Origin of the sequence: Nocardia sp. NPDC101769 (assembly GCF_044766925.1) — a bacterium.
Lineage (GTDB): Bacteria > Actinomycetota > Actinomycetes > Mycobacteriales > Mycobacteriaceae > Nocardia.
Genome location: NZ_JBIWMX010000003.1, coordinates 149,285 through 174,281, shown reverse-complemented (window position 1 = coordinate 174,281; position 24,997 = coordinate 149,285). Strand labels below are relative to the sequence as shown.

The 24,997-nt window shown below is 67.0% G+C and carries 24 protein-coding genes and 1 tRNA gene; 12 read left to right on the top strand and 13 right to left on the bottom strand.

Annotated elements, in window-relative coordinates; translation table 11 throughout:
* Positions 1-440 precede the first annotated feature (440 nt).
* The 4 genes from ACIRRA_RS06770 to ACIRRA_RS06755 all read right to left on the bottom strand — a co-directional run bounded on the left by ACIRRA_RS06770 (position 441) and on the right by ACIRRA_RS06755 (position 3,681).
* The gene (locus ACIRRA_RS06770) at positions 441-1,154 is read right to left on the bottom strand and encodes a maleylpyruvate isomerase family mycothiol-dependent enzyme (protein ID WP_402764088.1); all 714 of its coding nucleotides are present in this window, start codon (positions 1,152-1,154) and stop codon (positions 441-443) included.
* Between the two features lie 39 nt (positions 1,155-1,193).
* Positions 1,194-1,907: a DUF998 domain-containing protein gene (locus ACIRRA_RS06765; protein WP_402764085.1), complete on the bottom strand. Its 714-nt coding sequence runs from the start codon at positions 1,905-1,907 to the stop codon at positions 1,194-1,196.
* Positions 1,908-2,065: 158 nt separating this feature from the next.
* The gene (locus tag ACIRRA_RS06760) at positions 2,066-2,488 is read right to left on the bottom strand and encodes a very short patch repair endonuclease (RefSeq protein ID WP_402764083.1); all 423 of its coding nucleotides are present in this window, start codon (positions 2,486-2,488) and stop codon (positions 2,066-2,068) included.
* Between the two features lie 50 nt (positions 2,489-2,538).
* Entirely contained in the window at positions 2,539-3,681 is a 1,143-nt protein-coding gene (locus ACIRRA_RS06755) for a DNA cytosine methyltransferase (protein WP_402764834.1), read from the bottom strand.
* A 283-nt stretch (positions 3,682-3,964) separates the two neighbouring features.
* On the opposite strand from ACIRRA_RS06755, the gene ACIRRA_RS06750 reads away from it, so the two are divergent.
* Positions 3,965-4,558: a putative glycolipid-binding domain-containing protein gene (locus ACIRRA_RS06750; protein WP_402764831.1), complete on the top strand. Its 594-nt coding sequence runs from the start codon at positions 3,965-3,967 to the stop codon at positions 4,556-4,558.
* A gap of 16 nt (positions 4,559-4,574) precedes the next feature.
* On the opposite strand, the gene ACIRRA_RS06745 is transcribed toward ACIRRA_RS06750, so the two are convergent.
* A complete protein-coding gene (locus ACIRRA_RS06745) occupies positions 4,575-5,525 on the bottom strand; it encodes a prephenate dehydrogenase (RefSeq protein WP_402764080.1) in 951 nt (316 codons plus the stop codon).
* Positions 5,526-5,583: 58 nt separating this feature from the next.
* On the opposite strand from ACIRRA_RS06745, the gene ACIRRA_RS06740 reads away from it, so the two are divergent.
* From ACIRRA_RS06740 to ACIRRA_RS06730, 3 genes are all read left to right on the top strand, one after another.
* Entirely contained in the window at positions 5,584-6,123 is a 540-nt protein-coding gene (locus ACIRRA_RS06740; RefSeq protein ID WP_357001154.1) for a tRNA adenosine deaminase-associated protein, read from the top strand.
* 26 nt (positions 6,124-6,149) lie between these two features.
* Positions 6,150-6,587 (top strand): nucleoside deaminase, encoded by a 438-nt coding sequence (locus tag ACIRRA_RS06735; RefSeq protein WP_357001211.1) that lies wholly within the window; start codon positions 6,150-6,152, stop codon positions 6,585-6,587.
* 54 nt (positions 6,588-6,641) lie between these two features.
* Positions 6,642-6,732 (top strand) — tRNA-Ser (locus ACIRRA_RS06730).
* A gap of 79 nt (positions 6,733-6,811) precedes the next feature.
* Here the strand turns inward: ACIRRA_RS06730 and ACIRRA_RS06725 are convergent.
* Both ACIRRA_RS06725 and ACIRRA_RS06720 read right to left on the bottom strand, forming a co-directional pair.
* Positions 6,812-7,057 (bottom strand): cellulase family glycosylhydrolase, encoded by a 246-nt coding sequence (locus tag ACIRRA_RS06725; RefSeq protein WP_402764077.1) that lies wholly within the window; start codon positions 7,055-7,057, stop codon positions 6,812-6,814.
* Between the two features lie 248 nt (positions 7,058-7,305).
* A complete protein-coding gene (locus ACIRRA_RS06720) occupies positions 7,306-9,633 on the bottom strand; it encodes an MMPL family transporter (RefSeq protein ID WP_402764074.1) in 2,328 nt (775 codons plus the stop codon).
* Positions 9,634-9,853: 220 nt separating this feature from the next.
* On the opposite strand from ACIRRA_RS06720, the gene ACIRRA_RS06715 reads away from it, so the two are divergent.
* The 5 genes from ACIRRA_RS06715 (at position 9,854) to tgt (ending at position 16,285) form a co-directional block, all read left to right on the top strand.
* Complete coding sequence (locus tag ACIRRA_RS06715) at positions 9,854-10,441, top strand: TetR/AcrR family transcriptional regulator (RefSeq protein WP_402764071.1); 588 nt, start codon at positions 9,854-9,856, stop codon at positions 10,439-10,441.
* 37 nt (positions 10,442-10,478) lie between these two features.
* The gene (locus tag ACIRRA_RS06710) at positions 10,479-11,039 is read left to right on the top strand and encodes an RrF2 family transcriptional regulator (protein ID WP_402764068.1); all 561 of its coding nucleotides are present in this window, start codon (positions 10,479-10,481) and stop codon (positions 11,037-11,039) included.
* Between the two features lie 96 nt (positions 11,040-11,135).
* A complete protein-coding gene (locus ACIRRA_RS06705) occupies positions 11,136-12,869 on the top strand; it encodes an ABC transporter ATP-binding protein (RefSeq protein ID WP_402764066.1) in 1,734 nt (577 codons plus the stop codon).
* A 70-nt stretch (positions 12,870-12,939) separates the two neighbouring features.
* Positions 12,940-14,907 (top strand): ABC transporter ATP-binding protein, encoded by a 1,968-nt coding sequence (locus ACIRRA_RS06700; protein ID WP_402764063.1) that lies wholly within the window; start codon positions 12,940-12,942, stop codon positions 14,905-14,907.
* A gap of 127 nt (positions 14,908-15,034) precedes the next feature.
* The gene (tgt, locus tag ACIRRA_RS06695) at positions 15,035-16,285 is read left to right on the top strand and encodes a tRNA guanosine(34) transglycosylase Tgt (protein ID WP_402764061.1); all 1,251 of its coding nucleotides are present in this window, start codon (positions 15,035-15,037) and stop codon (positions 16,283-16,285) included.
* 55 nt (positions 16,286-16,340) lie between these two features.
* Here the strand turns inward: tgt and ACIRRA_RS06690 are convergent, their stop codons facing one another.
* Positions 16,341-17,111, bottom strand: a complete 771-nt coding sequence (locus tag ACIRRA_RS06690; protein ID WP_402764058.1) for a queuosine precursor transporter — start codon at positions 17,109-17,111, stop codon at positions 16,341-16,343.
* A gap of 64 nt (positions 17,112-17,175) precedes the next feature.
* Here ACIRRA_RS06690 and ACIRRA_RS06685 point away from each other — a divergent pair, with 64 nt between their 5' ends.
* Complete coding sequence (locus ACIRRA_RS06685; protein WP_402764055.1) at positions 17,176-17,721, top strand: DUF4190 domain-containing protein; 546 nt, start codon at positions 17,176-17,178, stop codon at positions 17,719-17,721.
* A 148-nt stretch (positions 17,722-17,869) separates the two neighbouring features.
* On the opposite strand, the gene ACIRRA_RS06680 is transcribed toward ACIRRA_RS06685, so the two are convergent.
* The 3 genes from ACIRRA_RS06680 to ACIRRA_RS06670 all read right to left on the bottom strand — a co-directional run bounded on the left by ACIRRA_RS06680 (position 17,870) and on the right by ACIRRA_RS06670 (position 20,258).
* Positions 17,870-18,631 (bottom strand): RDD family protein, encoded by a 762-nt coding sequence (locus tag ACIRRA_RS06680; protein WP_402764053.1) that lies wholly within the window; start codon positions 18,629-18,631, stop codon positions 17,870-17,872.
* Between the two features lie 50 nt (positions 18,632-18,681).
* Positions 18,682-19,587, bottom strand: coding sequence for a tRNA glutamyl-Q(34) synthetase GluQRS (gene gluQRS / locus ACIRRA_RS06675; protein WP_402764828.1), 906 nt, complete (start codon positions 19,585-19,587; stop codon positions 18,682-18,684).
* Between the two features lie 173 nt (positions 19,588-19,760).
* Positions 19,761-20,258, bottom strand: coding sequence for a DUF309 domain-containing protein (locus tag ACIRRA_RS06670; protein WP_402764050.1), 498 nt, complete (start codon positions 20,256-20,258; stop codon positions 19,761-19,763).
* A gap of 394 nt (positions 20,259-20,652) precedes the next feature.
* Here ACIRRA_RS06670 and ACIRRA_RS06665 point away from each other — a divergent pair, with 394 nt between their 5' ends.
* On the top strand, positions 20,653-20,862 hold the full coding sequence (locus ACIRRA_RS06665; RefSeq protein ID WP_354838731.1) for a DUF397 domain-containing protein: 210 nt from the start codon (positions 20,653-20,655) through the stop codon (positions 20,860-20,862).
* Between the two features lie 330 nt (positions 20,863-21,192).
* On the opposite strand, the gene ACIRRA_RS06660 is transcribed toward ACIRRA_RS06665, so the two are convergent.
* The gene (locus ACIRRA_RS06660; protein WP_402764047.1) at positions 21,193-22,812 is read right to left on the bottom strand and encodes a cytochrome bc complex cytochrome b subunit; all 1,620 of its coding nucleotides are present in this window, start codon (positions 22,810-22,812) and stop codon (positions 21,193-21,195) included.
* 97 nt (positions 22,813-22,909) lie between these two features.
* Between ACIRRA_RS06660 and ACIRRA_RS06655 the strand changes: the two genes are divergently transcribed.
* Positions 22,910-24,319 (top strand): wax ester/triacylglycerol synthase domain-containing protein, encoded by a 1,410-nt coding sequence (locus tag ACIRRA_RS06655; RefSeq protein WP_402764044.1) that lies wholly within the window; start codon positions 22,910-22,912, stop codon positions 24,317-24,319.
* 199 nt (positions 24,320-24,518) lie between these two features.
* On the opposite strand, the gene ACIRRA_RS06650 is transcribed toward ACIRRA_RS06655, so the two are convergent.
* Positions 24,519-24,944: a hypothetical protein gene (locus tag ACIRRA_RS06650; RefSeq protein WP_402764042.1), complete on the bottom strand. Its 426-nt coding sequence runs from the start codon at positions 24,942-24,944 to the stop codon at positions 24,519-24,521.
* Positions 24,945-24,997 lie beyond the last annotated feature (53 nt).

The following is a 24,997-nucleotide window of genomic DNA, read 5'->3' as shown; positions in this document are numbered from 1 at the left end:
AGATCTACGGGCGCCGGTGTCCAAGTGCACCGTCTCGGCGATCATACGGGCGAATGTCGCGACCATGGCCTCGAGGCACTGCGGCTCGCGGTCGATTCTGCTGACGATGCTGGGTCGCCGGTGACGTCGAAGTCGAAGTCGCCACTGCTGCAAGCTCATTCAAAGTTTCCAGGACTCGTCGGTCACGGCGATCGGCAGTCTCGCCGCCGTCGTCGGCCGAATTCGAATGATTCGACGACAAACCGTGCTGTCCCGTGTGAGACAGGGACCGGCCCCCGGATCCGATCCGCACATTTGAGCTTCCGGAACAGGCCGCTCGTCCGTACTCGGTTTGGCGTTGTCAGCGGCGACACGGAACGTCGCACCCATGGACGAATGGTGCGGGGTTGCTGGCTTTCGGGACCGGCGGCCCGAATCGCCTCGGCCCCCGGGGCCGCCGCTTACTTCCAGGCGGCGAGGTCGGGGAGATTGCCGGTGAGGTCGGTGCCGGGGGAGCGGCCGATGAGCCAGGCGGCCAGTGCGGTGGCAGGGCCGGTGACAGTGGTGGTCGGGGTGCCGACCGTGCCGGTGTAGCCGGTGTCGGTGGCGGTCACCGTGAAGCCGGTGCCATCCACGGGTTTGACCTCGCTGATGGATTGGGTCAGGAGCCGGGTGGTGAAGTCCTCGGACCAGTCGGCGGGGGTGTAGCCGACGGCGAGGTCTACATGGTGGATTTCCACTTCGAGCAGGCGCATCCAGGGGATGCGGGTGGCAGGGATTTCGCCGCCCTGGCGGTTGCGGACGAGGGTGGGCCAGCGGTCGGCGGGCATGACCCGGGCCAGGTCCAGCCAGCGTTCGGCGGAGGCGGTGAAGTCCTCGAGCTGGTCGCGCAGGGGGCGGTTCGCGCCGGCCTCGATGTCGGCCTCGCGGAGGAATTGGCTTGCGTACTGCGGGGTTTCGATGCCGGTGCGGGCCCACAGCAGCAGATTGACCAGGCTGTCGGCATTGCGGGAGAGGTGGGCGAGCACGTGGCCGCGGGTCCAGCCGGGCAACAGTGAGGGTTCCACCAGGTCGGCGTCGCCGAGGGCGGCGATCGCGGGGAGCAGGCGCTCGGTCGCGGCGGCGACGGTGTCGAGCAGGGCTGCGGTGTCGGCGAGTTGCGCATCGCTGGTCACGAGTCCGACCCTACCCAGTCGGAGCGGTCGGTGACCGGATCAGCGCGCGGTGTGCCGATGCCGGGTCGGGATTCCGGAATCCCGTTCGGCCACAACGATTTGCACCGCCAGCGCCACCAGCCACATCGACATGGCCCCGACCTGGATGCGTTGTGCGATGCCCAGGCCGTAGTTGCCGGGCAGATTGTCGGCGATCAGCATCCACGCCGTCACCGCCGAACCGACGATCAGAATCCACAGTCCGGTGTGCCGCAGAATCGGCCAGCGCCGGTATTTGAAGGCCGCCACGGTGAACGCGATCATCGCGATGTAGATGGAGAACACCGCCAGCGTGCTGGTCAGCGCATGGATCTGGTGCAACTGCGGGAACAGGCCGGTGTCCACATACCGTTTGGGCCCGTTCGGATCGTCCGGCACGATGGGCCATTGCGCGTCCGCGATGGTGGACGCGCCGAAGCAGACCAGCGCGGCCCAGCCGATGGTCGAGTACCGCCGTCGCGAGAACAGCAGCAGTCCGCCAAGTCCCGCCACCACCAGCAGCATGCCGGACACGGTGTCGCCGGTGGTGAACACCCAGTGGAACGGCGCGCCCTTCTCGGCCAGCTGGCTCAGGAAGGTGTTGGTGGGGTTGCTCTTGATCGGGAGGATGAATTCCAGGACCCAGGAGGAATAGCCGAGTCCGGCGACCGCGATCAAGATCGCGATGAACCAGCGCAGCACCCGTCGCCATCGCGGCTGGAGAGTGTCCTCCACAGGAACCGCCTCGGCTAGTTTCTGCTCGGTTGGCATCACCGCGCTCGCTTTCGCTGGCCTCGCTTACTCGTACTGCCCTGCCCGCAGCTTCTGATCTGTCCGGACTGGTCCGCTGGTCCGGTCGTAGGACCATTGTCTCCCATGCGCCGGCGAGGACGTCAGACGCCGCGCGCCAAAGCCCGCATCACCAGGTCGGCCGCCGACTCCGCGGCCTCGTGTTCCCACACCCGCACCACGGTCCAGCCCGCCGCGGCCAGCCGGGCATCGGTATCGCGATCGCGTGCCACATTGCCCGCCAGTTTGTCGGCCCACCACTGGGCATTGTTCTTCGGGCGTGTCGCATGCTGCGGGCAGCTGTGCCAGAAGCATCCGTCCACATAGACCGCCACCTTCCGCCGCGGGAACACGAGATCGGCCCGCCGCCGCAGTCCCGGCAGCGGAGCCCGGTCCACGAAGAAGCGTTTTCCGCGCCGATGCAATTCCCGCCGCAGGGCCAGCTCCGGCTTCGTCCCCACACGCCGCTGCCTGGCCATGCGCGCGCTGGTCGCCGCATCGGTGCCCGGTCGCCGCGCATCCGCCATCGGGCCATCCTCGCCGCGCCCGGCGCCGCCGGCAAGGTGCCCCGAAGGTGTCATGCGGCCTCGCGCGGTGCGCCCCCCATGCGCTCGAGATGGTTCTCCACATCGTCGAGGAACCCCTCGGGGAAACGCAGCGAACCCATCCGGGTGCGACGCAGGAAACCCGCGGTCGCCCGCGCGGACAGCAGCCGGGAGTCGTCGAGGAACCAGCGCAGATCCTCGTACGGCGCGTGAACGGGCCAGGTGGACACCGGAACCCGATGCACCTCCCCGCGATGCCCCCAAGCCGCCGTCGGCCAGCTGCGGCGGGTCAGCGATTCGCCGTCCGGGATCGGATCGTCGGACGGGTTGGTGACGCGCTCGGCGATCCAGGACGCCATGCGCACACTCACCGCATTGCCGACCAGTTTCCAGCGATGCCCCGGCCGCACCCCGGGCACGGCGAGAGCGGCTGTGGTCCAATCCCGGTCGAAGCCCTGCAGCCGCTCGGCGTCGGTGATGCCGGGCGTGACCAGTTCACCCGATGGGAGCCGCACCGCGGGCGGGCTCGCAATGCCCAGGGCCGAACCGCCTTTCAGGGTGGGCACGGCATTCACCGCCCAGCCCAGGCCGCGGGTGCCCTCGGTCCAGTAGAAGCCGCACGGATCGTGCGCCGGGTCGCCCATCTCGCGGGGCCCGGCGTCCGTGCCGAACAGGATCGGCCGCGGGTCCTCGGTGCGGGAGGCCAGCATCAGCACCCGTTCCCGCCGCTGCGGCAGCCCGAACGCGCGGGCGTCCACCACCCGGTAGGCCCAGGTGTAGCCGAGGTCGGTGAGCGCGGCGGTGATGTGCCGCATCGCCGCGCCGCCGCCGAGCTGCAGCATGAACGGCACATTCTCGATGAGCAGCCAGCGCGGGCCCTTCTTGCGCTTGACCAGCCGGAACACCTCGTCCACCAAACCCGAACGGGCCCCGGTGATTCCGGCCGTCCGCCCGGCCTGCGACAGATCCTGGCAGGGGAAGCCCGCCGCCACCAGCTCCGTCCCCGACGGCAGTGCGCGCAGCTTCGTCACATCGGAATGCAGTGGCACGTCCGGGAAATGCGCGGCCAGCACCGCCTGCGCTCCGGAGTCGATCTCGCACAGCAGTTCACTTCGCCATCCGTGCGCCGCGAGCCCGAACTCCAGCCCGCCGATGCCGGCGAACAGGCCGACCATCCGCGCGCCCGTCACAACAGTCCTTTCACCCCGGAGTCCCCGTGCCCCAGAGCACGTTACTCGAGTCCCCGCACCCCCACCGTGACCAACACCCCTGCCCACCCCCGGTCCAGAGCCCCTCGCTATGACTCGGGTGGGTGATCGGTACTCGATGTCGTGCGCAAACACCGGGAACCGGTCGGCACCATTGCATGTTGATCACGATGTGCCGCCGGGGGAGTGATACCGGCCGGGGATCGCGGGTGCGCGGGCGCGGGGAACTACGGTTATAGGCGTGACGGATATCGGGAGTGAGGACGCCAACCCGGTTGCGCCGCGGTGGCCGGCCATTCTCACCTGGCGGGCGCACAACGCGTCGCGCATGGAGTCGGTGCGGGTGGTGCTGAGCGGCAACCGGATTCGCGCCGCGGGCCGCATCATCGCCGGCGACTGTGAGGACCACCCTGCCTTCAGCGCGTCCTACGACCTGGTCACCGACGAATCCGGGGTGACCAAGCGGCTGTCGCTGCGCAGCACCCTCGCCTCGGGCGAACGCCACGCCTCGATCGCCCGCGACGAGGAGAACTACTGGCTCATCGACGCCGGAAACACCCACGTGCGCTCCACCTTCGGCGGCGCGCTGGATGTGGACGTGGTGCTGAGCCCGTTCTTCAACACCCTGCCCATCCGTCGCTACGGGCTGGCCCACGCCAGCGAGGACGTGCAGGTTCCGGTCGTCTACGTGCGCCTGCCCGATCTCCTCGTGCAGGAAGCGGGCCTCACCTACAGCAGCGGCCCCGACGGCATCCACGTGCTCTCGCCCGTCTCCAGCGCGACCGTCACCGTCGACGAGGACGGCTTCCTGCTCGACTACCCGGGCCTGGCCGAACGGATCTAGCCGAGGCCGGGCGTGCCTAGTCCAGGGTGGTCAGGACGCCGCCGGAGCGGCCCGCGTCGATGAGCTTGGTGAGCCAGTTGTGGTCGCCGGGGCGGACATCGGTGATGACCCAGCGCTCGTTGTCCTCGTAGTCGTTGCGGGCGTCGTGCCCGGCTTCGGTGAGTTCGGTGATGGTGCCGTTGGCACGCAGGCTGTCCCGGGCCTGGGTGAGGACCTCGAGGGTGTCGTCGAGCACGTCCAGCAGCGCCGCGGCGTTCGGTTCGCAGATGGCGCGGACCAGGTCGGGGGCGGTGGCGGCGACGCGGGTGCCGTCGCGGAAGGAGCCGGCCGCGAGTCCGAGGGCCAGCGGGCCACCGTTGGAACCCTCGATGGCGAGGGCCTCGGCGAGAACGTGGGGCAGGTGCGAGATGCGGGCGACCGCGCGATCGTGTTCCACCGCCAGTACCGGCACCACCACCGCGCCGCAGTCCAGTGCGAGCTGCGCGACTCGCCGGAAGGGGTCGGCATGTACGCCCGGATCGACGCTCACCGCCCACGCCGCGTTCTTGAACAGCTCGGGAGAGGATGCGGCCCAACCGGATTCACTGGTCCCGGCCATGGGGTGGCCGCCGACGTAACGGGCGCCCAGTTCGTGACGCTGCACGGCCGCCGCGACCGGCGCCTTCACGCTGACCACATCGGTCAGTACGCAGCCGGGAGCGAAGGTCTTCACATCCGAGAGCACGGCGTCGATGGCGGGCATGGGCACGCCGATCACCACCAGCGCATCGCGCTCGGCCGCCCGGGTGAGCACCGCCTCCGCATCGCTGATCACGTCGTATCCGTCCAAGCGGGCCGCCTTCGCGCCGACCTCGGACCGGTTGTAGCCGAACGCCTCGTACCCGGCGACGGTAGCGGCGCGCAGCACCGAACCGCCGATCAAACCGGTACCCAGGACGCAGACAGCTGGTTTCGGAGTGCCCGTCATGCGATCAGATTCGCATACGACTTCAACATTTCCCCCGAAGCGGACTACCGTTGCGGCCATGGCAGCACAGCGCTCGAGCACGAACAGGGCGGCGTCGGATGAATTCGACGACGTGGAAGGGTTCGCAGTGGCGGTTGTCCGCGAGGAAGCCAACTGGAAAGTGACGCCCCTGAGCGACGCCTCACTGTCCAGTCTGTCCGCGGCCGAGCACGAGCTGCGGGCATTGCGAAGTTCCGGCGCGGTGTTCGGCCTGCTCGATGTCGACGACGAATTCTTCATCATCCTGCGCCCGGGCCCCACCGGCAGCCGCATCCTGCTGTCCGACGCCACGGCCGCCATCGACTACGACATCGCGGCCGATGTGCTCGAGGAACTCAATATCGAGATTCCCGACATCGACCCGGACGAGATCGACGATGTCGAGCCCTGGGAGGAAGGCGACCTCGGCGTCCTCGCCGATCTCGGCCTGCCCGAGCCGGTGCTGTCGGTCATCCTCGCGGAGACCGACCTGTACCCGGACGAGCAGCTCGGCATGATCGCCCAGCGCCTCGGCTTCGCCAACGAATTCTCCGCGGTCCTGGACAAGCTCCCGCGTTGATCGGCTCGCTCGCCTCGGACGAGGCGATGATGCGGGCCGCCATCGCTGCGGCGGCTGCCGCCGACCCGCGCGATGTCCCCGTCGGCGCGGTCGTTTTCGATGCCCAGGGCCGGGAGCTGGCGCGTGCCGCCAATGCCCGTGAAGCCCTGGGCGATCCGACCGCCCACGCCGAGGTCCTGGCCCTGCGCGCCGCCGCCCGGGTGCTGGGCGACGGCTGGCGCCTCGAGGGCGCGACCCTGGCCGTCACCCTCGAACCGTGCACCATGTGCGCCGGCGCCCTGGTCCTCTCCCGCATCGGCCGCCTGGTCTTCGGCGCCTGGGAACCCAAGACCGGCGCCGTCGGCTCCCTGTGGGACGTGGTCCGTGACCGACGTCTCAATCACCGCCCCCAGGTTCGCGCCGGCGTCCTCGAACCCGAATGCGCCGCTCTCCTCGCCGATTTCTTCGATTCCCACCGCCCCTAGCCCTCTCTCCAGGCGATTTCAGGATCCGGCGGGTGCTCGGGTAGAGTCACCAGCGGTGGCGTGTCCGAGCGGCCTAAGGAGCACGCCTCGAAAGCGTGTGAGGGGTAACCCCCCTCCGAGGGTTCAAATCCCTCCGCCACCGCCACAGCCCCTGGTCTGCGAAAGCAGGTCAGGGGCTACTTTTTTGATCGGGCAAGGCGCCGAATCCCTGATCGGGCGCCGGATCAGTCCATCAGTGCGCTCAGCGGTGGCTGGTTCCAGCGCTGGGTCTCGAGGTCGTACGGAGCGAAGGCAGGGGCGAAAGACCAGCAGCCCCAGGAGAATCCGTACTCCTCGGCCAGCCGCCGGTTGAAGTCGGTCCACCGGGCACGGCTCGCGGTGTCGGCGTTGGTGCTGGTACCGAACTCGCCGACGAAGATCGGGCGGTCGTTGGCCGCGGCCCAGGCGGCGCGCGCAGGGTGTCGTTCCACAGCGGGTCGAGGGCGTCGCGGGGTTCGGTGAACGGCTCCGGCACCAGCGACCGCGGGCGGTCGGCGAGGAACAGGTCGAGGACGCGGTTGATCGCGGTGGGGTAGGGCTCGGTGAGGGCGGCCGGGGCGCGGGCATCCCGGTCCGCAATGCCGTCACCCGCTTCGGGCGGTGAAACGAGCAGTGACGCAAAAGAACTCGGCCCCCACCCGGGGAATCGGGTGGGGGCCGAGCGGCTTTCGTGCGGGGGTCAGCCGACCGTGGCGGGCTGCTTGTCCTCGACCGGGGCTGCGGACTGCTTCAGCTCGGCGAGCTTGGCGCCTTCCACGTCGATGTCGGGGAGGATGCGGTCCAGCCACTTCGGGAGCCACCAGGCCCACTTGCCCAGCAGGGCGAGCAGGGACGGGATGAGGACCATGCGGACGATGAAGGCGTCGAAGAAGACGCCGGCCGCCATGGCGAAGCCCATGGACTTGGCCACCACGTTGTCGTCGAGCATGAAGGCGCTGAACACCGAGATCATGATGATGGCGGCGGAGGTCACCACGCGGGCGCCGTGGTGGTAGCCGCTGATCATGGCGTCCTTGGCGGACTTGCCGTGCACGTACTCCTCACGCATGCGCGTGACCAGGAAGACCTGGTAGTCCATGGCGAGACCGAAGACCAGGCCGATCAGCATGATCGGCAGGAAGCTCACCAGCGGATGCGCCTCCACCAGGCCGAAGTGGCCCTCCTGGAAGATCAGCACGGTCGCGCCGAAGGTGGCCGCCATGGAGAGCAGGAAGCCCAACGCGGCGGTCAGCGGCACCAGGATGGAGCGGAACACCAAGAGCAACAGGATGAATGCCGCGCCGGCCACGATCGCCAGGTACGGAATGATCTTGTTCAGCAGCGCCTGCGAGACGTCCGCGTAGATGGCGGTGGTGCCGGTGATGCCGTACTCCATGCCGTACCGGTCATGGAATTCGGACTCGGCATTGCGGGCGTTCTTGACCAGGTCCTTGGTCTCCTGGTTGTTCGGTCCGGACTTGGGCACGCCCATGAACATGGCGGCCTGCTTGTCCGCGCTGGGCCGGGCCAGGGTCAGGTAGTCCATGCCCGGGTAGGAGGCCAGCTTGGAGCGCAGCGCGTCGAGGGCCTCGGTGCGCTGGTTCTCGGGCGTCTTGCTGAGGTCGACGGCCACCAGCAGGGTGCCGTTGGCGCCCTCGCCGAAGCCCGCGGTCTGCAGGTCGTACGCCTTGCGGACGGTGGTGTGCTTGGGCATGGAGTCGCCGCCGGGCAGACCCAGTTGCAGGTTCACGGCGGGCGCGGCCAGCAGACCCAGTAGCACCACGGAAATGCCCAGCGTCAGCGCGGGCGCCTTGCCGATGAGGCGGGCGAAGCGCATGCCGTTGGTGACCGAGGTCTCGTCCTCGGGATCGTGCTTGGCGACCAGCGGCAGCTTCGGCTTGAACAGGAAGCGGCCGAACGCGCCCATCAGCGCCGGCATCAGGGTGACGGCGACCAGCACAGCCATGGCTGCGGAGACCGCGCCGAAGATGCCCATGTAGGTGAGGAAGCTGACACCGACGAAGCTCAGGCCCGCCAGCGCGATGATGACGGTCAGACCCGCGAAGATGACGGCCGAACCCGCGGTGCCGACCGCGGTGCCCGCGGCCTCTTCCGGCGAATTCGACACGGCCAGTTCGTGTTTGTAGCGCGAGACGATGAACATGGCGTAGTCGATGGACAGCGCCAGGCCGATCATGGAGGCCAGGATCGGGGTGAAGGTCGGCACGGTCAGGAAGTGGGTGCCGAACATGATGATGGAGATGGCGGTGCCCACACCGACGAGCGCGGTGAGGATCGGCACGAAGGCAGCCACGATCGCGCCGAACGCGATCACCATGACCACCAGCGCCACCGCGATGCCGATCAGCTCGGAGGAGCCGTTCGACCCGCCCGGATCCTGCGCGATCGAACCGGTGAGCTCGACCTGCAGCCCGGCCGCGCGCGCCTCGTCGCCCACTTTGTAGGCGGCGTCGCGGTCGGCCTGCTTGATGTCGGAGAACTTCGCGATGTCGAACTTGGTCTGGACCGTCGCCACCGAATCCGGGTTGGTCTTGTTCAGCACGTTCAGCGGCGCGCTGGAGCAGATCGCGGAGAAGTTCGGGTTGGAACGGTCGCCGCCGAGGCAGTCGATGCCCGCCTGCTCACCGATCTTCTTGGTGGCGTCGATGGGATTCATCAGCGGCGACGACTTGTCCACGATGGGCAGGTCACCGAGCTTGGTCAGGAACTGCGACAGCGCGGCCTGCGGCCCGGGATCGGTCAGCTTCTGACCCTCCGGCGCGGCGATCACATAGGTTCCGCTGACGGCATTGGGGTCGAACTCCTTGGATGCCCCCGGGAAATGCGCGTCGAGGATTTCCGTGGCCCGCTCCGAAGGCAGGTTCGGCATGGTGAAGGAGTCCTGGAACGGCTTGGCGAGAGCCCCGCCGAGTCCGCCGATGACGAGCAGCGCGGCGATCCACGCCGTGATGACTATCCATTTCCGGCGGAAGGCGAACTTTCCCCACCGATAGAGGTATACGGACACAGGGGTTCTCCTGGCGATGGTCTGTGCGGGCGAAAACTGGGGTGCTGGTGTGCGAGCGCGTAGACAGCACTGCCGCCGGGAGCTCTGCGGGCTCCCCGCCTCCACGAAACTAAATCTGCCTACCGTGCGGTAGGTAGACTACCGAGCAAATAAGCGGAGGAACAACCTCGACTCTAGGTGGCGTTGATCGCACACCGAGCGCGGGTGAGAGGATGAGAATATGGGTGGCCAGGTCGGTTCCGGAACAGTTGTCGCAGGTAGAAGTACCAAGAACGCAATCCGGGATGCCGCTCTACAGTTGTTTTCGACCAAAGGGTTCGATCACAGCAGCCTGCGCGAGGTCGCCGATGCGGTGGGAATCACAAAAGCCTCGCTCTACTATCACTATGCTTCGAAGGTCGATCTTCTGGTCGCGATCATCGAGCCGATGTTCGAGGAAGTGCGTGATCAGGTCGAGGGTCTCGATGACATTCCGCACACCCCCGAGAACGTGCGCGAGGTCATCCGCCGGCGCCTGCAGTCGACACTGGCCAACCGTCAGGTGGGCGTGCTCTGCATGCGCGACACCGTCGCGATCGTGAATGCCCTCGGCAACCGCTATCCCGACATGATCGAATTGCATCACCGTATGTGCCGCTGGATGGCCGGGCCCGATGCCGACAGTGACACCCTGCTGCGCGCCGCCGCGGCCATGCAGGTGCTCAGCACCGCGATGATGTCCCAGGAGATCGTGCCCGACGCCGATGCCGATCACGTCGAGACGACATTGTTGAATGCCGCACTCGGCGTGCTGAATCCGGCGCGATAGGGTTCTCCCTCACCACCGATCTGTTTCAGGAGTTCTCGTGCACATCACCGCGAAGGTCGATTACGCGGTGCGCACCCTTGTAGAAGTCGCGAAGGCGCAACCGGATTCGGTGAAGGCCGACGCCATTGTGGCCGCCCAGGACATTCCGCCCAAGGTGCTGGAATCGGTGGTGGCGGATCTGCGCAAGGGCGAGCTGGTCGTCAGCCGCCGCGGTCCCGACGGAGGTTATCGCCTGGCCCGCCCGGCCGCCGAGATCAGCATCGCGGATGTGATTCGCGCGGTGGAGGGTCCGCTGGCCTCGGTGCGCGGGCAGCGGCCGGAGGATGTCAGCTACCCGGGTGCGGCCGAACCGCTGCAGCGGGTGTGGATCGGGCTTCGGGTGAATATCCGCTCGGTGCTGGAGCGGGTCACCGTCGCCGATATCGCCCACGATCTGCTGCCGTCCTTCCTGGACGAGCTGCTGCACGATCCCGATGCCTGGACCCGCCGTGCCCGCCCCGCGAGCGGACCGGTCGCGGCAGGATCGGCGTCCGATGGGGGATCGCCGGGTGTGCCCGCGGCGGGCGGGTGGCGAGATCTGGATCAGCCCGACATCTGAGCGAACGTGCCGAGAGCGGCCGATCCGCGCCGTTGTCCGACGGTGCCGGAAAACGTCGCGGCGAGCTCCGGAGGATGACGGTAGCCTGCCACCATCATGTTGATCCGACTTCTACGCACCTTCCTCTGGCCCTACCGCAAGCAGTTGGCGGGGGTCGTCGTGCTCCAGCTGATCTCGGTCATCGCCATGCTGTACCTGCCCACGCTGAACGCCGACATCATCGACAACGGCGTCACCAAGGGCGATATCGGCTATATCTGGTCCACCGGCGGGTGGATGCTGCTGGTGACGGGCATCCAGATCGTCGCGCAGGCCGTCTCGGTGTATCTGGGCGCGCAAGCGGCCATGGGCGCGGGCCGCGATATGCGCGCGGCGCTGCTGCACCGCGTCGGCACCTTCTCAGCGCGGGAGGTCGGCGTGTTCGGCGCGCCGTCGCTGATCACCCGCAATACCAATGACGTCGGCCAGGTGCAGCTGCTCGTGCTGATGAGCGCCACCATCCTGGTGATGGCGCCGATCATGTGCATCGGCGGCATCTTCATGGCGTTGCGTGAGAGCTTGCAGCTGTCGTGGCTGCTGCTGATCGCGGTGCCGGCGCTGGGCCTGTCGATGGCCTTCATCATCAGCCGCATGGTGCCGGGCTTCCGGCGCATGCAGGAGCGCATCGATGCGGTGAACCGCGTACTGCGCGAACAGATCACGGGCATTCGCGTGGTGCGGGCCTTCGTGCGGGAGCGGCAGGAGACCTGGCGTTTCGGGGTCGCCAATACCGAGCTGACCGAGCAGTCGCTCTATGTCGGCAAGTACATGGCCCTCATGTTCCCGGCCGTCATGCTCATCTCGAACGTCACCACGGTCGGCGTCATCTGGTTCGGCGGACACGCGATCGACAACGGGGAGATGCAGATCGGCTCGCTCACCGCGATGCTGGCCTACATCATGCAGATCCTGATGGCCGTCATGATGGCGTCCTTCCTGGCCATGATGGCCCCGCGCGCCGCCGTCTCGGCCGAGCGCATCGGCGGGGTGCTGGACACCGAGTCCTCGGTGTCGGAGCCGCGGCTGCCGCAGCCGTTCAAGGGTGATCCGGGCACGGTGGATCTGGCCTTCGCGGAGTTCAAGTTCCCGGGCGCCGAGAAGCCGGTGCTGCGGGCCATCCGCTTCGAGACCCGGCCGGGCACCACCACCGCCATCGTGGGCGCGACCGGTGCGGGAAAGACCACGCTGATCAACCTGATCCCGCGGCTGATCGATGTCACCGACGGCGCGGTCTACGTGGGCGGCACCGACGTCCGGCACCTGCCCCTGGAGACATTGCGCTCCGAGATCGGCCTGGTACCGCAGAAGGCGTACCTGTTCTCCGGCACCGTGGCCTCCAACCTGCGCTACGGCAAACCGGATGCCACCGATGAGGAGCTCTGGCACGCGCTCGAGATCGCGCAGGCCGCCGACTTCGTGCGCGAGATGCCGCAGGGCCTGGAAACGCCTGTGGCACAGGGAGGTACGACCGTCTCCGGTGGTCAGCGCCAGCGGTTGGCCATCGCCCGCGCGCTGGTGCGCCGCCCGCGCATCTACCTGTTCGACGACTGCTTCTCCGCCCTCGACGTCGCCACCGACATGCGGGTGCGCGAGGCGCTGCGGCCGGAGACCTCGGACGCGTCGGTCATCATTGTGGCGCAACGGATCTCGACGATCCGCGATGCCGATCAGATCGTGGTGCTGGAGGACGGCGCGATGGCCGGCATCGGCACCCACGAGCAATTGCTGCGGGACTGTCCCGAATACCGCGAGATCGTGGAGTCGCAGTTCAGCGTCGAGGAGGTGCGGTGAGACACGATCGCGAAGCGCTCATCGCGCCGACAGGGTGCGGGATCTCCCGCATGGCACAGCTGGAGGTGCGATGAGGCCCGGAGCCGTCAATCCCGGTGCGCCGGATGCCAAGGCGAAGTCCTTCGGCCCGTCGCTGAAGCGCCTGCTGCGCATGCTCGCCCCCGACCGGTTCTATCTGGTCGTGGTCTTCCTGCTGGCCGTCGGTTCGGTGGTGCTCAACACCCTGGGCCCGCAGATCCTCGGCAAGGCCACCAACCTCATCTTCGACGGTGTGGTCGGCAAGCAGCTGCCCGCCGGGCAGAGCAAGGACCAGCTGGTCGAGGGGCTGCGCGCGAACGGCAACAACACCTTCGCGGACATGCTGGCCAGCATGAACGTGATTCCCGGCACAGGAATCGATTTCACCGCGGTCGGGCATGTGCTGGCCTGGGTGCTGGCGCTCTACATCGGCGCCTCGGTGTTCGGCTGGCTCGAAGCCCAACTGCTGATCATCGTGATCAACCGGACCGTGAAGCGGTTGCGCGCGCAGATCGAGGAGAAGATCCACCGGCTGCCGCTGCGCTACTTCGACTCGATGCCGCGCGGCGATGTGCTCTCCCGCGTCACCAATGACGTCGACAATGTCGCGCAGACGCTGCAGCAGACCATGTCCCAGCTGATCATCAATGTGCTGTCGGTGATCGGCATCCTGATCATGATGTTCTGGATCTCATGGCTGCTGGCCCTGATCGCACTGCTGACGGTGCCGCTGGCGGTCATCGTGACCGCGCAGATCGCCAAGCGCTCCAAGCCGCACTTCGTGGATCAGTGGAAGCTCACCGGCGAGGTCAACGCTCAGGTCGAGGAGGCGTTCACCGGGCACGAGGTGGTCAGTGCCTTCGGGCGGGTGCGCGAGGTCGGCGAGAAGTTCGACGAGACCAACCACAAGCTCTACAACTCCTCGTTCAAGTCGCAGTTCATCTCCGGCCTGATCATGCCCGCCATCATGTTCCTCGGGAACCTGAACTACGTGCTGATCGCCGTGGTCGGCGGCCTGCGGGTGGCGTCGGGCAATCTGTCGCTGGGTGAGGTGCAGGCGTTCATCCAGTACTCGCGCGGGTTCACCCAGCCGCTCACCCAGATCGGCTCGATGATGAACCTGCTGCAGTCGGGTGTGGCCTCGGCGGAACGGATCTTCGAGATCCTCGACGCCGAGGAGCAGTCGGCGGATCCGGATCCGGAGGATTCGCGGCCGGTGGATCGCGGGCGGGTGGCGTTCGAGGACGTGTCCTTCCGCTACGAACCGGAGACGCCGATCATCGAGGATCTCTCGCTGGTGGCCGAGCCCGGGCACGTGGTGGCCATCGTCGGCCCGACCGGCGCGGGCAAGACCACCCTGGTCAATCTGCTCATGCGGTTCTACGAGGTGGATTCCGGCGCCATCACCATCGACGGCGTCGACATCACCCGCATCACCCGCGACCACCTGCGGTCGCGCATGGGCATGGTGCTGCAGGACACCTGGCTGTTCGGCGGCACCATCCGGGAGAACATCGCCTACGGCAATCCCAGTGCCTCCGAGGAGGAGATCCTCGAGGCCGCCCGGGCCGCCTATGTGGATCGGTTCGTGCACGCGCTGCCGCATGGGTACGACACCGTCATCGACGAGGAGGGCTCCGGCGTCAGTGCCGGCGAGAAGCAGCTCATCACCATTGCCCGCGCCTTCCTGGCCAAGCCGTCCATCCTGATCCTGGACGAGGCCACCAGCTCGGTCGACACCCGCACCGAGCTGCTGGTGCAGCACGCCATGGCGGCGCTGCGCCGGGATCGCACGAGTTTCGTGATCGCGCACCGGCTTTCGACGATCCGCGATGCCGACACCATCGTGGTGATGGAGAAGGGCAAGATCGTCGAGCAGGGAACGCACGAGACGCTGCTGGGGTCCCGGGGCGCGTACTACCGGCTCTACAACGCGCAGTTCGCCGCCGCCATCACCGACGGCGAGGGCAACAATGTGGACGATCCGGAACCGGATGCCGTCGGAGCGGCCGCGAACTGACCCCTCGGCAATCCACATCGGCCGCGGCCCACACCTTGCGGGCCCTGCCCTGATCGACCCGAACCGGCCTGGCCCGCACCCTCCGGTGCGGGCCAGGCCACTTTTCACGAAGTGAGAAGATGGCTCGGTGTCTGCTGCTTCGGAGTTCTCGTTCAAGGTCGGTGCGCGCCTGGAAGGGCGGCACGGTCGAACCGGTGTGATCAGCACTCCGCACGGTGACATCGCGACTCCCGCCTTCATCCCGGTCGGTACCAAGGCCACGGTCAAGGCGGTGCTGCCCGAGACCATGAAGGAGCTCGGTTCGCAGGCACTACTGGCGAACGCCTATCACCTGTACCTCCAGCCCGGTCCCGACATCGTGGACGAAGCCGGGGGTGTGGCCGAGTTCATGAACTGGCACGGCCCGACCTTCACCGACTCCGGCGGCTTTCAGGTCATGTCGCTGGGTGTCGGCTTCAAGAAGGTGCTGGCCATGGAGTCGGTCGGCGTGCAGAACGACGATGTGATCGCCAAGGGCAAGGAGCGGCTGGCTCACGTCGACGACGACGGCGTCACCTTCCGCTCGCACCTGGACGGCTCCACGCACCGCTTCACTCCAGAGGTGTCCATGGGCATCCAGCATCAGCTGGGCGCGGACATCATGATGGCCTTCGACGAGCTCACCACGCTCATGAACACCCGTGGCTACCAGGAGGAATCGCTGGAACGCACGCGGTTGTGGGCCAAGCGCTGCCTCGACGAGCACGAGCGGCTCACGGGGGCCCGCTCGCACCGGCCGTACCAGGCGCTGTTCGGCGTCATCCAGGGCGCGCAATATGAGGACCTGCGCCGCAAGGCATGTCGCGATCTGGAGGACCTGCGTGGCGCGGCCGGAACGGGATTCGACGGCTACGGCATCGGCGGGGCGCTGGAGAAGCACAATCTGGGCACCATCGTCGGCTGGTGCAGTGACGAGCTGCCCGAAGGCAAGCCGCGGCACCTGCTCGGCATCAGCGAGCCGGAGGACATCTTCACCGCGGTGGAGAACGGCGCGGACACCTTCGACTGCGTGAATCCCTCACGTGTGGCCCGCAATGCGGCGCTGTACACCGCCGAGGGCCGCTTCAACATCAATACGGCCCGGTTCAAGCGGGACTTCACGCCCATCGACGAGACCTGCGACTGCTACGCCTGCGCCAACTACACCCGCGCCTACATCCATCACCTGTTCAAGGCGAAGGAGATGCTCGCGTCGACGCTGTGCACCATCCACAACGAGCGCTTCACGGTGCGGCTGGTGGATCGGGTGCGGGAGAGCATCGACGGCGGCTATTTCGACGACTACCAGGCCGAGTTCCTCGGCCGCTGGCGCGGTCGCATCAAAGCCCCTGGGCTGTAAGGGAATTCGATACGACCGCGCCGCGTGTTCCGGGCCGTGGCCCCGGGGCTCACACTCACTCGTAGATGGCGGACCGTTCGCGCGGCCGGTACGAGGGCTCGCGGTGCTTCAGAAAGGCGATGCAGCGGTAGCTGATAGGCAGCACCATCATCTCGACGAGGGTCTTCCAGATGAAGCCCACCAGGGTGTAGTTGAAGTAGTCGCCCCAGGTGTGGATGCCGATGGCGGTGGCAGCGATGGAGCAGAACACGAAGGTGTCTCCGAATTCGCCCGCCACGGTGGAGCCCAGCAGCCGCGCCCACAGGTGCTTCTCCTTGGTGCGCTCCTTGATGAGCACCAGGGTGATGGAGTTGAGGAACTGGCCCACGAAATAGCCCGCGATGCCGGCGAACGCCAGCTGCGGAGTGTGGCCGAGCACGTCCCCGAACGCCGAACCGTTCTGATCCAGGTCTCCGGTGGGCAGCTTGATGACGATCTGGAAGCAGGCGATCATCAGCAGCAGCGCGCCGAACCCGTAGTAGACGATGCGGCGGGTCGCGCGGAACCCGTAGACCTCGCTGAGGACGTCGCCGATGACGTAGGCGAGCGGGAAGAGGAAGAATGCGCCGTCCATGGTGAGCGGCAGCACGGTGATGGGGCCGAAGGACACATGGTGTCCGGTGAAGAATTGGACGCCTTTGGCGACACAGACGTTCGAGATCAGCAGGACAGCGGTGAAGGCCACCGCCACCGGCGTGAAGTATCCCCCCGCCGCGTCCGCGAATGCCGCGTGTTCGGGCGTGGGGTGCCCAGATCGGTCGGTGTCGACCTTTTCGATTTCACTCACGCCGAAAAGTATCCCTGCCTCGACCGATGGGCACGGGACCGATGGGTTGCCCTAGTCTGAGCAAATGACGAGTCCCGGCGATTCCGACGAGTGGTGGAAGCAGTACGGAGGTGAGGGCGTGACGCCCGAGACCCCGCCCGCCGCGCCACAGCAGCCGGCTCCGCCCCCGGCCGGCTACACCTCCGCTCCGCAGTACCAGTACCCGCCGATGACCCCGCCGCCGCAGCCGGTGTATCCGAATTATCCGCCGCCGCAGGCGAATCCGACGCCGTCCTATCCGGCCGCCGGGCAGCAGCCCCCGGCCTACGGGTATCCGGGCTATCAGCCCTACGGCTACGGTCCGCCGGTGCAGCAGACCAATTCGCTGGCCATCGCCTCGCTGGTGGTGTCGATCATCGGCGTGCCGGCCATGTTCTTCTGTGCCTTCCTGCCGGTCGTCTCGATCGTCGGCCTGGTGCTCGGCATCGTGGCGCTGAACCAGCTCAAGAACACGCATCAGCAGGGCCGCGGGCTGGCGCTGGGCGGCGTCTGGGTGGGCGGCATCAGCATCGTGGTCGGGCTCGCGCTGTTCCTGATCCTGATCATCGCGGGATCGACGGGGTCATCCTGACGGAAGGCTTTGCGCAGCAATGAGAAAAGGCCGTGCGCAGCAATGAGAAAATGCCGTGCGCAGCAATGAGAAAAGGCCGTGCGCAGCAATGAAAATGGGGACGCATCCGGAAGGATGCGTCCCCATTTCGTGCTCAGCGGAGCCGGGCTCAGCCCTTCAGCACCTGGGTGCCACCCGCGAACTTGTCGTGCCAGCCCTGCTTGTTCGGGTCCTGCTCGATGGTGATGGCGATGTAGATCGCCATACCGAGACCGATCAGCCAGCCCAGGCACGGGATCAGCTGGACGATCACGTACAGGTTGCGCTTGGCCGAGGTGGCCGGGTCGAGCGGGCCGCCGCCGGGGCCGACCACGCGCAGACCCAGCAGCTTCTTGCCGAGCGTCTGGCCGCCCTGCTGGGTCTCCATCAGGATGAAGTAGCCGAACAGGATGATCGGCAGCAGCACGTCCCAGGCCCAGGCGATGCTGTTGGGCAGCAGCGCCGCGATGATGCCGCCCGGGATACCGATGATCAGGCCGTCGATGACGCGGGCGGCGAACCGGATCCACAGGCCACCCGGCTGCGCGCCACCGAAACCGCCGGCGCCGAAACCGGGCTGGCCGCCGCCCGGGTAGGGCTGGTACGGCTGCTGGCCGTAGGGCTGCTGCTGGCCGTAGGCGTCGGACTGACCGAACGACTGCGGCTGCTGCCCGTACGGGTCGGGCTGCTGTCCGTAGGGCTGCTGCGGCTGCTGGCCGTAGGGGTCGGACTGCTGGCCGTACGGCTGCTGCGGCTGCTGGCCGTACGGCTGCTGCGGCTGCTGGCCGTAGGGATCGGACTGCTGCCCGTACGGCTGCTGGGGCTGTTGCGGCTGCCCGTACGGCTGGCCACCCTGCGGATACTGGTTGGGGTCGTACCCACCGCTCGTCATTGTTTCGCCGTCCTCGTCGAATTCGTTCGGGATCTGGTCGAGTGCGTACGTTACGGATACGAACTGGGTTGCAACAACCCGTCGGGGTCGAGTGTCCACGGTTCGCGTGGCAGGCTTTCCGGATCGAATTGTGTCAGCAAGGCGGACGGCGTAGTTGCGCCCGAGTAGCCCAATGACGCCGCCAGTAGTCCCAGCACGTGTTGCGGGGATTCGCCGAGGGCCATCCGGTCGCGCAGGGTGACCGCGCCGTCGCGTTTCGCGAGCCGTTGCCCGGAGCTGTTGAGTACCAAGGGGACATGGGCGTATTCGGGCACGGGCAGCCCGAGCAGGGTCGCCAGATACGCCTGCCGCGGAGTGGAGGGCAGCAGGTCGTCGCCGCGAACCACCTGGTCGATGCCCTGCTCGGCGTCGTCGACCACGACCGCGAGGTTGTAGGCGGGGGTGCCGTCGCCGCGCCGCAGCACGAGATCGTCTACCGCGCCGCGGTATTCGCCGAGCAGACGGTCGATGACGGTGAATTCGCCGACCTGGGCGCGCAGCCGCAGCGCGGCGGGCCGGCCCGCGTCGCGCCGGCGCTGCTTCTCGTGCTCGGTGAGGTCGCGGCAGGTCCCCGGGTAGGCGCCCATCGGGCCGTGCGGGGCGGTGACCGCCTGCTGGATCTCCTTGCGGGTGCAGAAGCATTCATAGGTGTGGCCGACGGCGGTCAGGCGATCGATGGCGGCGTCGTAGAGCGGTAGCCGCTGCGACTGCCACACCACCGGCGGATCCCAGTCCAGCCCGATGGCCGCCAGATCCTCCAGCTGTCGCCGTGCCGCACCCTTTCTCACCCGATCCAGGTCCTCCACCCGCATGAGGAATCCGCGGCCGGTGGAGCGGGCGAACAGCCAGGCCAGCAGTCCGGTGCGGAGGTTGCCCAGGTGCAGGTCGCCGGACGGGCTGGGCGCGAAGCGGCCCACGCCGCGCGTGGTCGGACCGTGGCCGGGGCGGGGATCCCGACGGCCGGTTGTTGCTGTGGCGGGGTCGGTGAGCACGATTGTCGATGGTAGTTCGCACCCTTCGCAAGGCAGCTGGTCCTTCGCGTTCGTGCGGGCGCACACACCGGGTGCGCTGTGACAGCGGGATTGCGAATTCAGTGTGGGATTGTGAGCCGGGGCCGAAGATCGTTGTCGGAGATGGGTTTTCCCTGGTCGAGCGCGGTGACCAGGGCGTGGGCGCGGGCCTCCAGGCCGGGTGTGTCGATGTCGTAGGGGGCGGGTCCGTAGGCGGCGAGGCGCTGCGCCGCGCGCTTGAGCAGGGTGCGCGCCCCCTTCGGATTCCCGCGCTGAATGTGGGTGAGTCCAACGGCAAATTGCGCGAGGCCCTGCCACAGCGATTTCTCGGCGAACGGACCGCTCTTCCAGGCGGCCTCGAGGACCTCGTGTGCGTTGAAGGCCAGGCCGTCGTCGAGCAGGCGCTGGGCGTAGTCGAGGGTTTCGAGGGGCGGTAGGTCGAGATCATCGGGTATGCGGGGGACACCGGCGCTGCCGAATGGGAGAGGTCGCCCAAAACGGTCACGAGGCCGGGCATTCCGGGCGCGTCCGTTCTCGTCGCGGTCCCGTCCGGTGTCGTCCTGGGTCGGCTGGGGCATGCCCTCCATGATTCCCCATGGCCGACGCCGGAGACGCGCGTGGAGTATGCCCGCGGGTGTGCGAATGGCCGGGCAACGGAATTCGGACTTCTGAAATCCAAAAGCCTCAAATTCGGGCTATTTCTGTGCAAATAATTAGCTGGCTAACCTTGCTGCAAATTTGCTGGTTGAAAACGAAAGAATGCGATCTCCCTATGACGAACCCTGCTAGGGTTTAGCGCGGGAACGGCCACCGGGGGTGCATTCCCATCGCGAAGTGCAGAGAACAGGTTGCACGGAGCGTTTGCGTGCGACCCGTAGCACACCTGGGATTCGTGATTATGGATGGATCCCGAGGTCGCCAAGATCGATGCCAGCAAGATTCCAAGCTTGACGCAGAAAAGGAGCTAGTACCGTGAAGGTGGATTTCACCGGCGCCGTGTGGCGCAAGAGCAAACACAGCGGGCCCAACGGCAACTGCGTGGAGGTCGCTTTCCTCGGAGACGGCAATGTCGCGGTCCGCGACAGCAAGGACCACGGCGGCGGGCCGATCCTGGCCTTCACCCCCGGCGAATGGGATGCCTTTGTGGCGGGCGTCTCCGATGGCGAGTTCAAGCGGGCCTGACCGCTGCACCACCGGGAAGAAATTGAAGCCCCCGAGTCCCGGAGACTCGGGGGCTTCTGTTTTTTTTGGCCCTCCGCTTCGCTCCGGGCGGGGTTCGCGGCCCTGAGGTCTCGATTCTTCCCTCCTCCGCTCCTCCGCTTCGCTCCCCCGCTCCGTCAGTCCAGAATCGAGACGGCCGCGAACCTTTGGGTGCTGTTTCAGCGGGAGCGGTCCTGTTGCCCTCCGCTTCGCTCCGGGCGGGTTCGCGGCCACGGCGCAGGTCTATGGAGCCGTTCGCTCCCCGCTCCGTCAGTCCAGAATCGAGACGGCCGCGAACCATTTGGTGCGGTCTCAGCGGGCGCGGTCCTGGGCGTTGCGCAGCACCGTCAGCTGCGCGTGCTCGGCCGCGTGATCGTTGGCGGCATTGAGCTCGCGCTCCTCGGGCGGATCGGCCCAGAAGAACGCGCCGGTGCCGGGGTGGCCGGCGATCCCGAGTTCGTTCATCTTCCGGGGTACGCGGGCACCCTGATACGCCAGGGGAATTGGATGGCCGTGCTCGTCCACCGGCCCCAGCGGCTGGTGCACCTCGATGTACTCGCCGTGCGGAAGCCGCCGCACCACACCGGTTTCGATGCCGTGCTCGAGTACGCTGCGGTCGCCGCGCTGCAGACCCACGCACAGCCGGTAGGCGATGGTGTAGGCCAGCGGGGGGACGGTCAGTAGCGCGATGCGGAAGGCCCAGGTGGTGGCATTGAGCGAGATGTCGAACTTGAAGGCGATGATGTCGTTGACGCAGGCCAGGGTGAGGATCAGGTAGAAGCTCAGCGACATGGCCCCGATGGCGGTGCGCACCGGCACGTCGCGCGGCCGCTGTAGCAGGTTGTGCCGGGCTCGATCGCCGGTGAGCCGCTTCTCGATCCATGGGTAGGTGATGATCAGCGTGAAGATGAGCGGCATGAACAGCGCCACCGAGAACGCGCCCGGGACGGTGTGCCCGAAGGGATAGGCCTCCCAGGCCGGGAACAGGCGCAGGAAGCCGTCGGTCCACATCATGTAGAAGTCGGGCTGGGTGCCGGCGGATACCTGGGAGGGGTTGTAGGGCCCCAGGTTCCAGATCGGATTGATTTGCAGCAGCCCGCCCATGAGCGCCAGCACGCCGAGGGTGAAGGCGAAGTACGCGCCCTGGTCCAGCGAGAAGACCGGCACGATGCGGGTGCCGATGACGTTCTTCTCGGTCCGGCCCGGGCCCGGATACTGGGTGTGCTTCTGGTACCAGACCAGCGCGATGTGAACTCCGATGAGCGCCAGCATGATTCCGGGTAGGAGCAGCACGTGCGCGATGTAGAGCCGCGGGATGATGATGTTGCCGGGGAAGTCCCCGCCGAACATGAGCCAGTGCAGCCAGGTGCCGATCACCGGGCTGCCCAGGGTGATTCCGGCGAAGGCGGCGCGCAGGCCGGTGCCCGAGAGCAGGTCGTCGGGCAGCGAGTAGCCGAAGAAACCCTCGAACATGGCCATGATGAACAGCAGTGCGCCGATCACCCAGTTGGCCTCGCGGGGCTTGCGGAAGGCGCCGGTGAAGAAGACCCGGCACATGTGGATGATCATGGCCGCGGTGAACAGCAGTGCGGCCCAGTGGTGCACCTGCCGGATGAAGAGTCCGCCGCGGATGTCGAAGGAGATGTCGAGCGCGCTCTGGTAGGCGCGTGACATGGTGACCCCGCGCAGCGGCTGATAGGCGCCGTTGTAGGTGACGTCCTGCATGGACGGGTCGAAATACAAGGTCAGATAGACGCCGGACAGCAGCAGGATGATGAAGCTGTACAGCGCTATTTCACCGAGCAGGAACGACCAGTGGGTCGGAAATACCTTGTTGATTGATCTTTTGAGGAATGCGGCGCCTTTGTAGCGCTCGTCCATGCCATCGGCTTGTTGCGCAAGTCGACCGGCGAGCCTGTTGGTGGTTGCCATCGCGGTCACCCCGCCCCCGGGAGAATGGTAAGGCTTCTACTACAAACGGTAGCACCCAGAGCCGCTGTGTCGTCCGGGGTTTCGTTATGGTCATCGGGTGAAATCCCTGGCCGCCCGGGACGCCACCATGTACTGGCTGTCCGCGCGTACCCGCAACGACTTGTTCCTGCTCTACTGCTTCGCCGACACCGGACGCGAGGCCGGCGAGCTGCGGGCGGCCGTCGCGAACCGGGTAGTCGACATTCCGGATTTGCTGATACGCGTGCTGGATACTCCTGCAAACATTGCGTATCCAGTTTGGGTGACTTGCGAATTCACGAACGAGCAGTTCGTCGACCATCACCACGTGGAGGCCACGTGGGCGAATGTCACTGCCGCCGTGGGTGACCTGCTCGGCACGGGGCTGAATGCGAACGACCGCCCCTGGCGACTGCACGTGTTCCGAAATATCCGGGACGTCCCGGGATTCGCTACCGGTGAGTCCGCCCTCGTGGCTGTGCTCCAGCTATCCCACGCCCTGGCGGACGGCCGCCGCGCTGCCGCCATCGCGCGAGCGTTGTTCTGCGGCAGTGAATTTCCGGCATCTACCATCTCGAACCGCTCGGGCCGGCTCGTCGATCGGTTCCTCCCGCGCAACCTTCGTGATGCGGTGACGAGCGCCCTCGCCGCTACTGTTGCGCTGCCCGGCATACCGATCGGCATGGCGCGCACCGTCGTTCGCGGTCTGGCCGCCGCCCGGGCGCAGCGCGGGCTGGCCGAGCTCACGGCCGCCGGGGAGCTGCCGCCACCCGCACCCGATACCGAACCGACGGCCCTGAACGGCACCGGCGCACCCCCTGCCGGGCATATCGTGCGAATGCTGGTGTGCGACAAGAACCGGCTGCGGGTATCGGATCACTCGATAACGGTCGTGGCGCTCACCGCCATTTCATTCGCGCTGGAGACCTATCTCTCGGGGCGCGGCGCCGCGGTTGCCGACCTCCGCGCCCAGGTCCCCATGGCGATGGTCATCGCAGCAGGCGGCCGCAACGGCTACCGCGACCTGTCGGTGGATCTGGCCGTCGCCGCGCCCTTGCCTCGTGCCCGCGCCGACCGCATCGCCGCCGACCTCGCCGCGCGCCGAACTCGCGCCGCGCATCCGCTCCAGGCCGCGCAGGACTCGGTGACCGCGGTCCTGCCCGCCCCGCTGCTGCACCATGACGTGACACACGCCGCGATCGATATACTCCCCGAACGAGTTTCGGGTCATACCGTCGTCTCCAGCGTCGACCGCGGTCCGGCGGACCTCCGGTTCGGCGGCGGCACAGCCCGATTCACGGCCGGCTTCCCAGCCCTCGGCACGGTCATGCACCTGACCCACGGCATCCACGGACTCGGCGACACAGTCACCGTCTCCATCCACGCCGATCCCGCCGTTCTCCCCGACATCGACCACTACGCCGACCTGCTGGAGTCCGCACTCGATGAGGTCGCCCGCGCATTGCGGGAATCCGGCGCCGCGGGGTGACCGGGTCGCCGGCGCTGGATATATCGCCGGGTTGGATATGCGGAAGGCTCCGGCCGGACCGAGTCCGGCCGGAGCCTTCGAAGCGAAGGACAGGGGACGGCTCCCCTGATCATTTGCGGGCCCAGCAATGCTGCCTGTTTGCCCAGATTACGTCTGATGCTTTCGATCAAGCGAATGGATGGTCGAGTTCAACGGCGGGTCAAACCATTCCGTTGACCAGCGGATGGTCCGACACGCCCTCGGGGAGGCCCCATTGGCTATGTGCGAGTGCTTCGAAAACACAGATCAACAATAATTTTCGGGCGCGTTGCCCGGAATTGCCTTCGGATTCGATGCCTGCTTCCTGGCTGCGCATACCGACCACTGGGCCGCGCCGCAGTCCGGGCTCGGACAACATCCAGAACAGTTCCGGCCCCATCAGTGTCGAGCGTCCGCCCGTCTCGCTGAACCACCGGCCGGAGTATTCGATCATCAGATCGGTGAATGCTTCGACGTTGCTGACTGCGTCGGTGAACTGTGTCATCGCACCCGATCGATCCAGACTGTTTTGGATGATCGAAGCCAGCCGGCTTGCGATTTCTCGAAACTGATCTACTCCTTGGTCTTGCCACATGGTCATCGCCATTTTTCGCTCCAGAGAGGGTTTCAAAGGGGACTGAGGGTCGATCGAGCTGTATC

Excerpts from the sequence above, each read along its gene's own strand:
- ACIRRA_RS06760 (WP_402764083.1), bottom strand. The coding sequence starts at position 2,488 with ATGGCGGATGCGCGGCGACCGGGCACCGATGCGGCGACCAGCGCGCGC.
- ACIRRA_RS06755 (WP_402764834.1), bottom strand. The coding sequence starts at position 3,681 with ATGGTCGGCCTGTTCGCCGGCATCGGCGGGCTGGAGTTCGGGCTCGCG.
- ACIRRA_RS06745 (WP_402764080.1), bottom strand. The coding sequence starts at position 5,525 with ATGACGGGCACTCCGAAACCAGCTGTCTGCGTCCTGGGTACCGGTTTG.
- ACIRRA_RS06740 (WP_357001154.1), top strand. The coding sequence starts at position 5,584 with ATGGCAGCACAGCGCTCGAGCACGAACAGGGCGGCGTCGGATGAATTC.
- ACIRRA_RS06735 (WP_357001211.1), top strand. The coding sequence starts at position 6,150 with ATGATGCGGGCCGCCATCGCTGCGGCGGCTGCCGCCGACCCGCGCGAT.
- ACIRRA_RS06715 (WP_402764071.1), top strand. The coding sequence starts at position 9,854 with ATGGGTGGCCAGGTCGGTTCCGGAACAGTTGTCGCAGGTAGAAGTACC.
- ACIRRA_RS06705 (WP_402764066.1), top strand. The coding sequence starts at position 11,136 with ATGTTGATCCGACTTCTACGCACCTTCCTCTGGCCCTACCGCAAGCAG.
- ACIRRA_RS06700 (WP_402764063.1), top strand. The coding sequence starts at position 12,940 with ATGAGGCCCGGAGCCGTCAATCCCGGTGCGCCGGATGCCAAGGCGAAG.
- ACIRRA_RS06685 (WP_402764055.1), top strand. The coding sequence starts at position 17,176 with ATGACGAGTCCCGGCGATTCCGACGAGTGGTGGAAGCAGTACGGAGGT.
- ACIRRA_RS06680 (WP_402764053.1), bottom strand. The coding sequence starts at position 18,631 with ATGACGAGCGGTGGGTACGACCCCAACCAGTATCCGCAGGGTGGCCAG.
- ACIRRA_RS06670 (WP_402764050.1), bottom strand. The coding sequence starts at position 20,258 with ATGCCCCAGCCGACCCAGGACGACACCGGACGGGACCGCGACGAGAAC.
- ACIRRA_RS06660 (WP_402764047.1), bottom strand. The coding sequence starts at position 22,812 with ATGGCAACCACCAACAGGCTCGCCGGTCGACTTGCGCAACAAGCCGAT.
- ACIRRA_RS06650 (WP_402764042.1), bottom strand. The coding sequence starts at position 24,944 with ATGGCGATGACCATGTGGCAAGACCAAGGAGTAGATCAGTTTCGAGAA.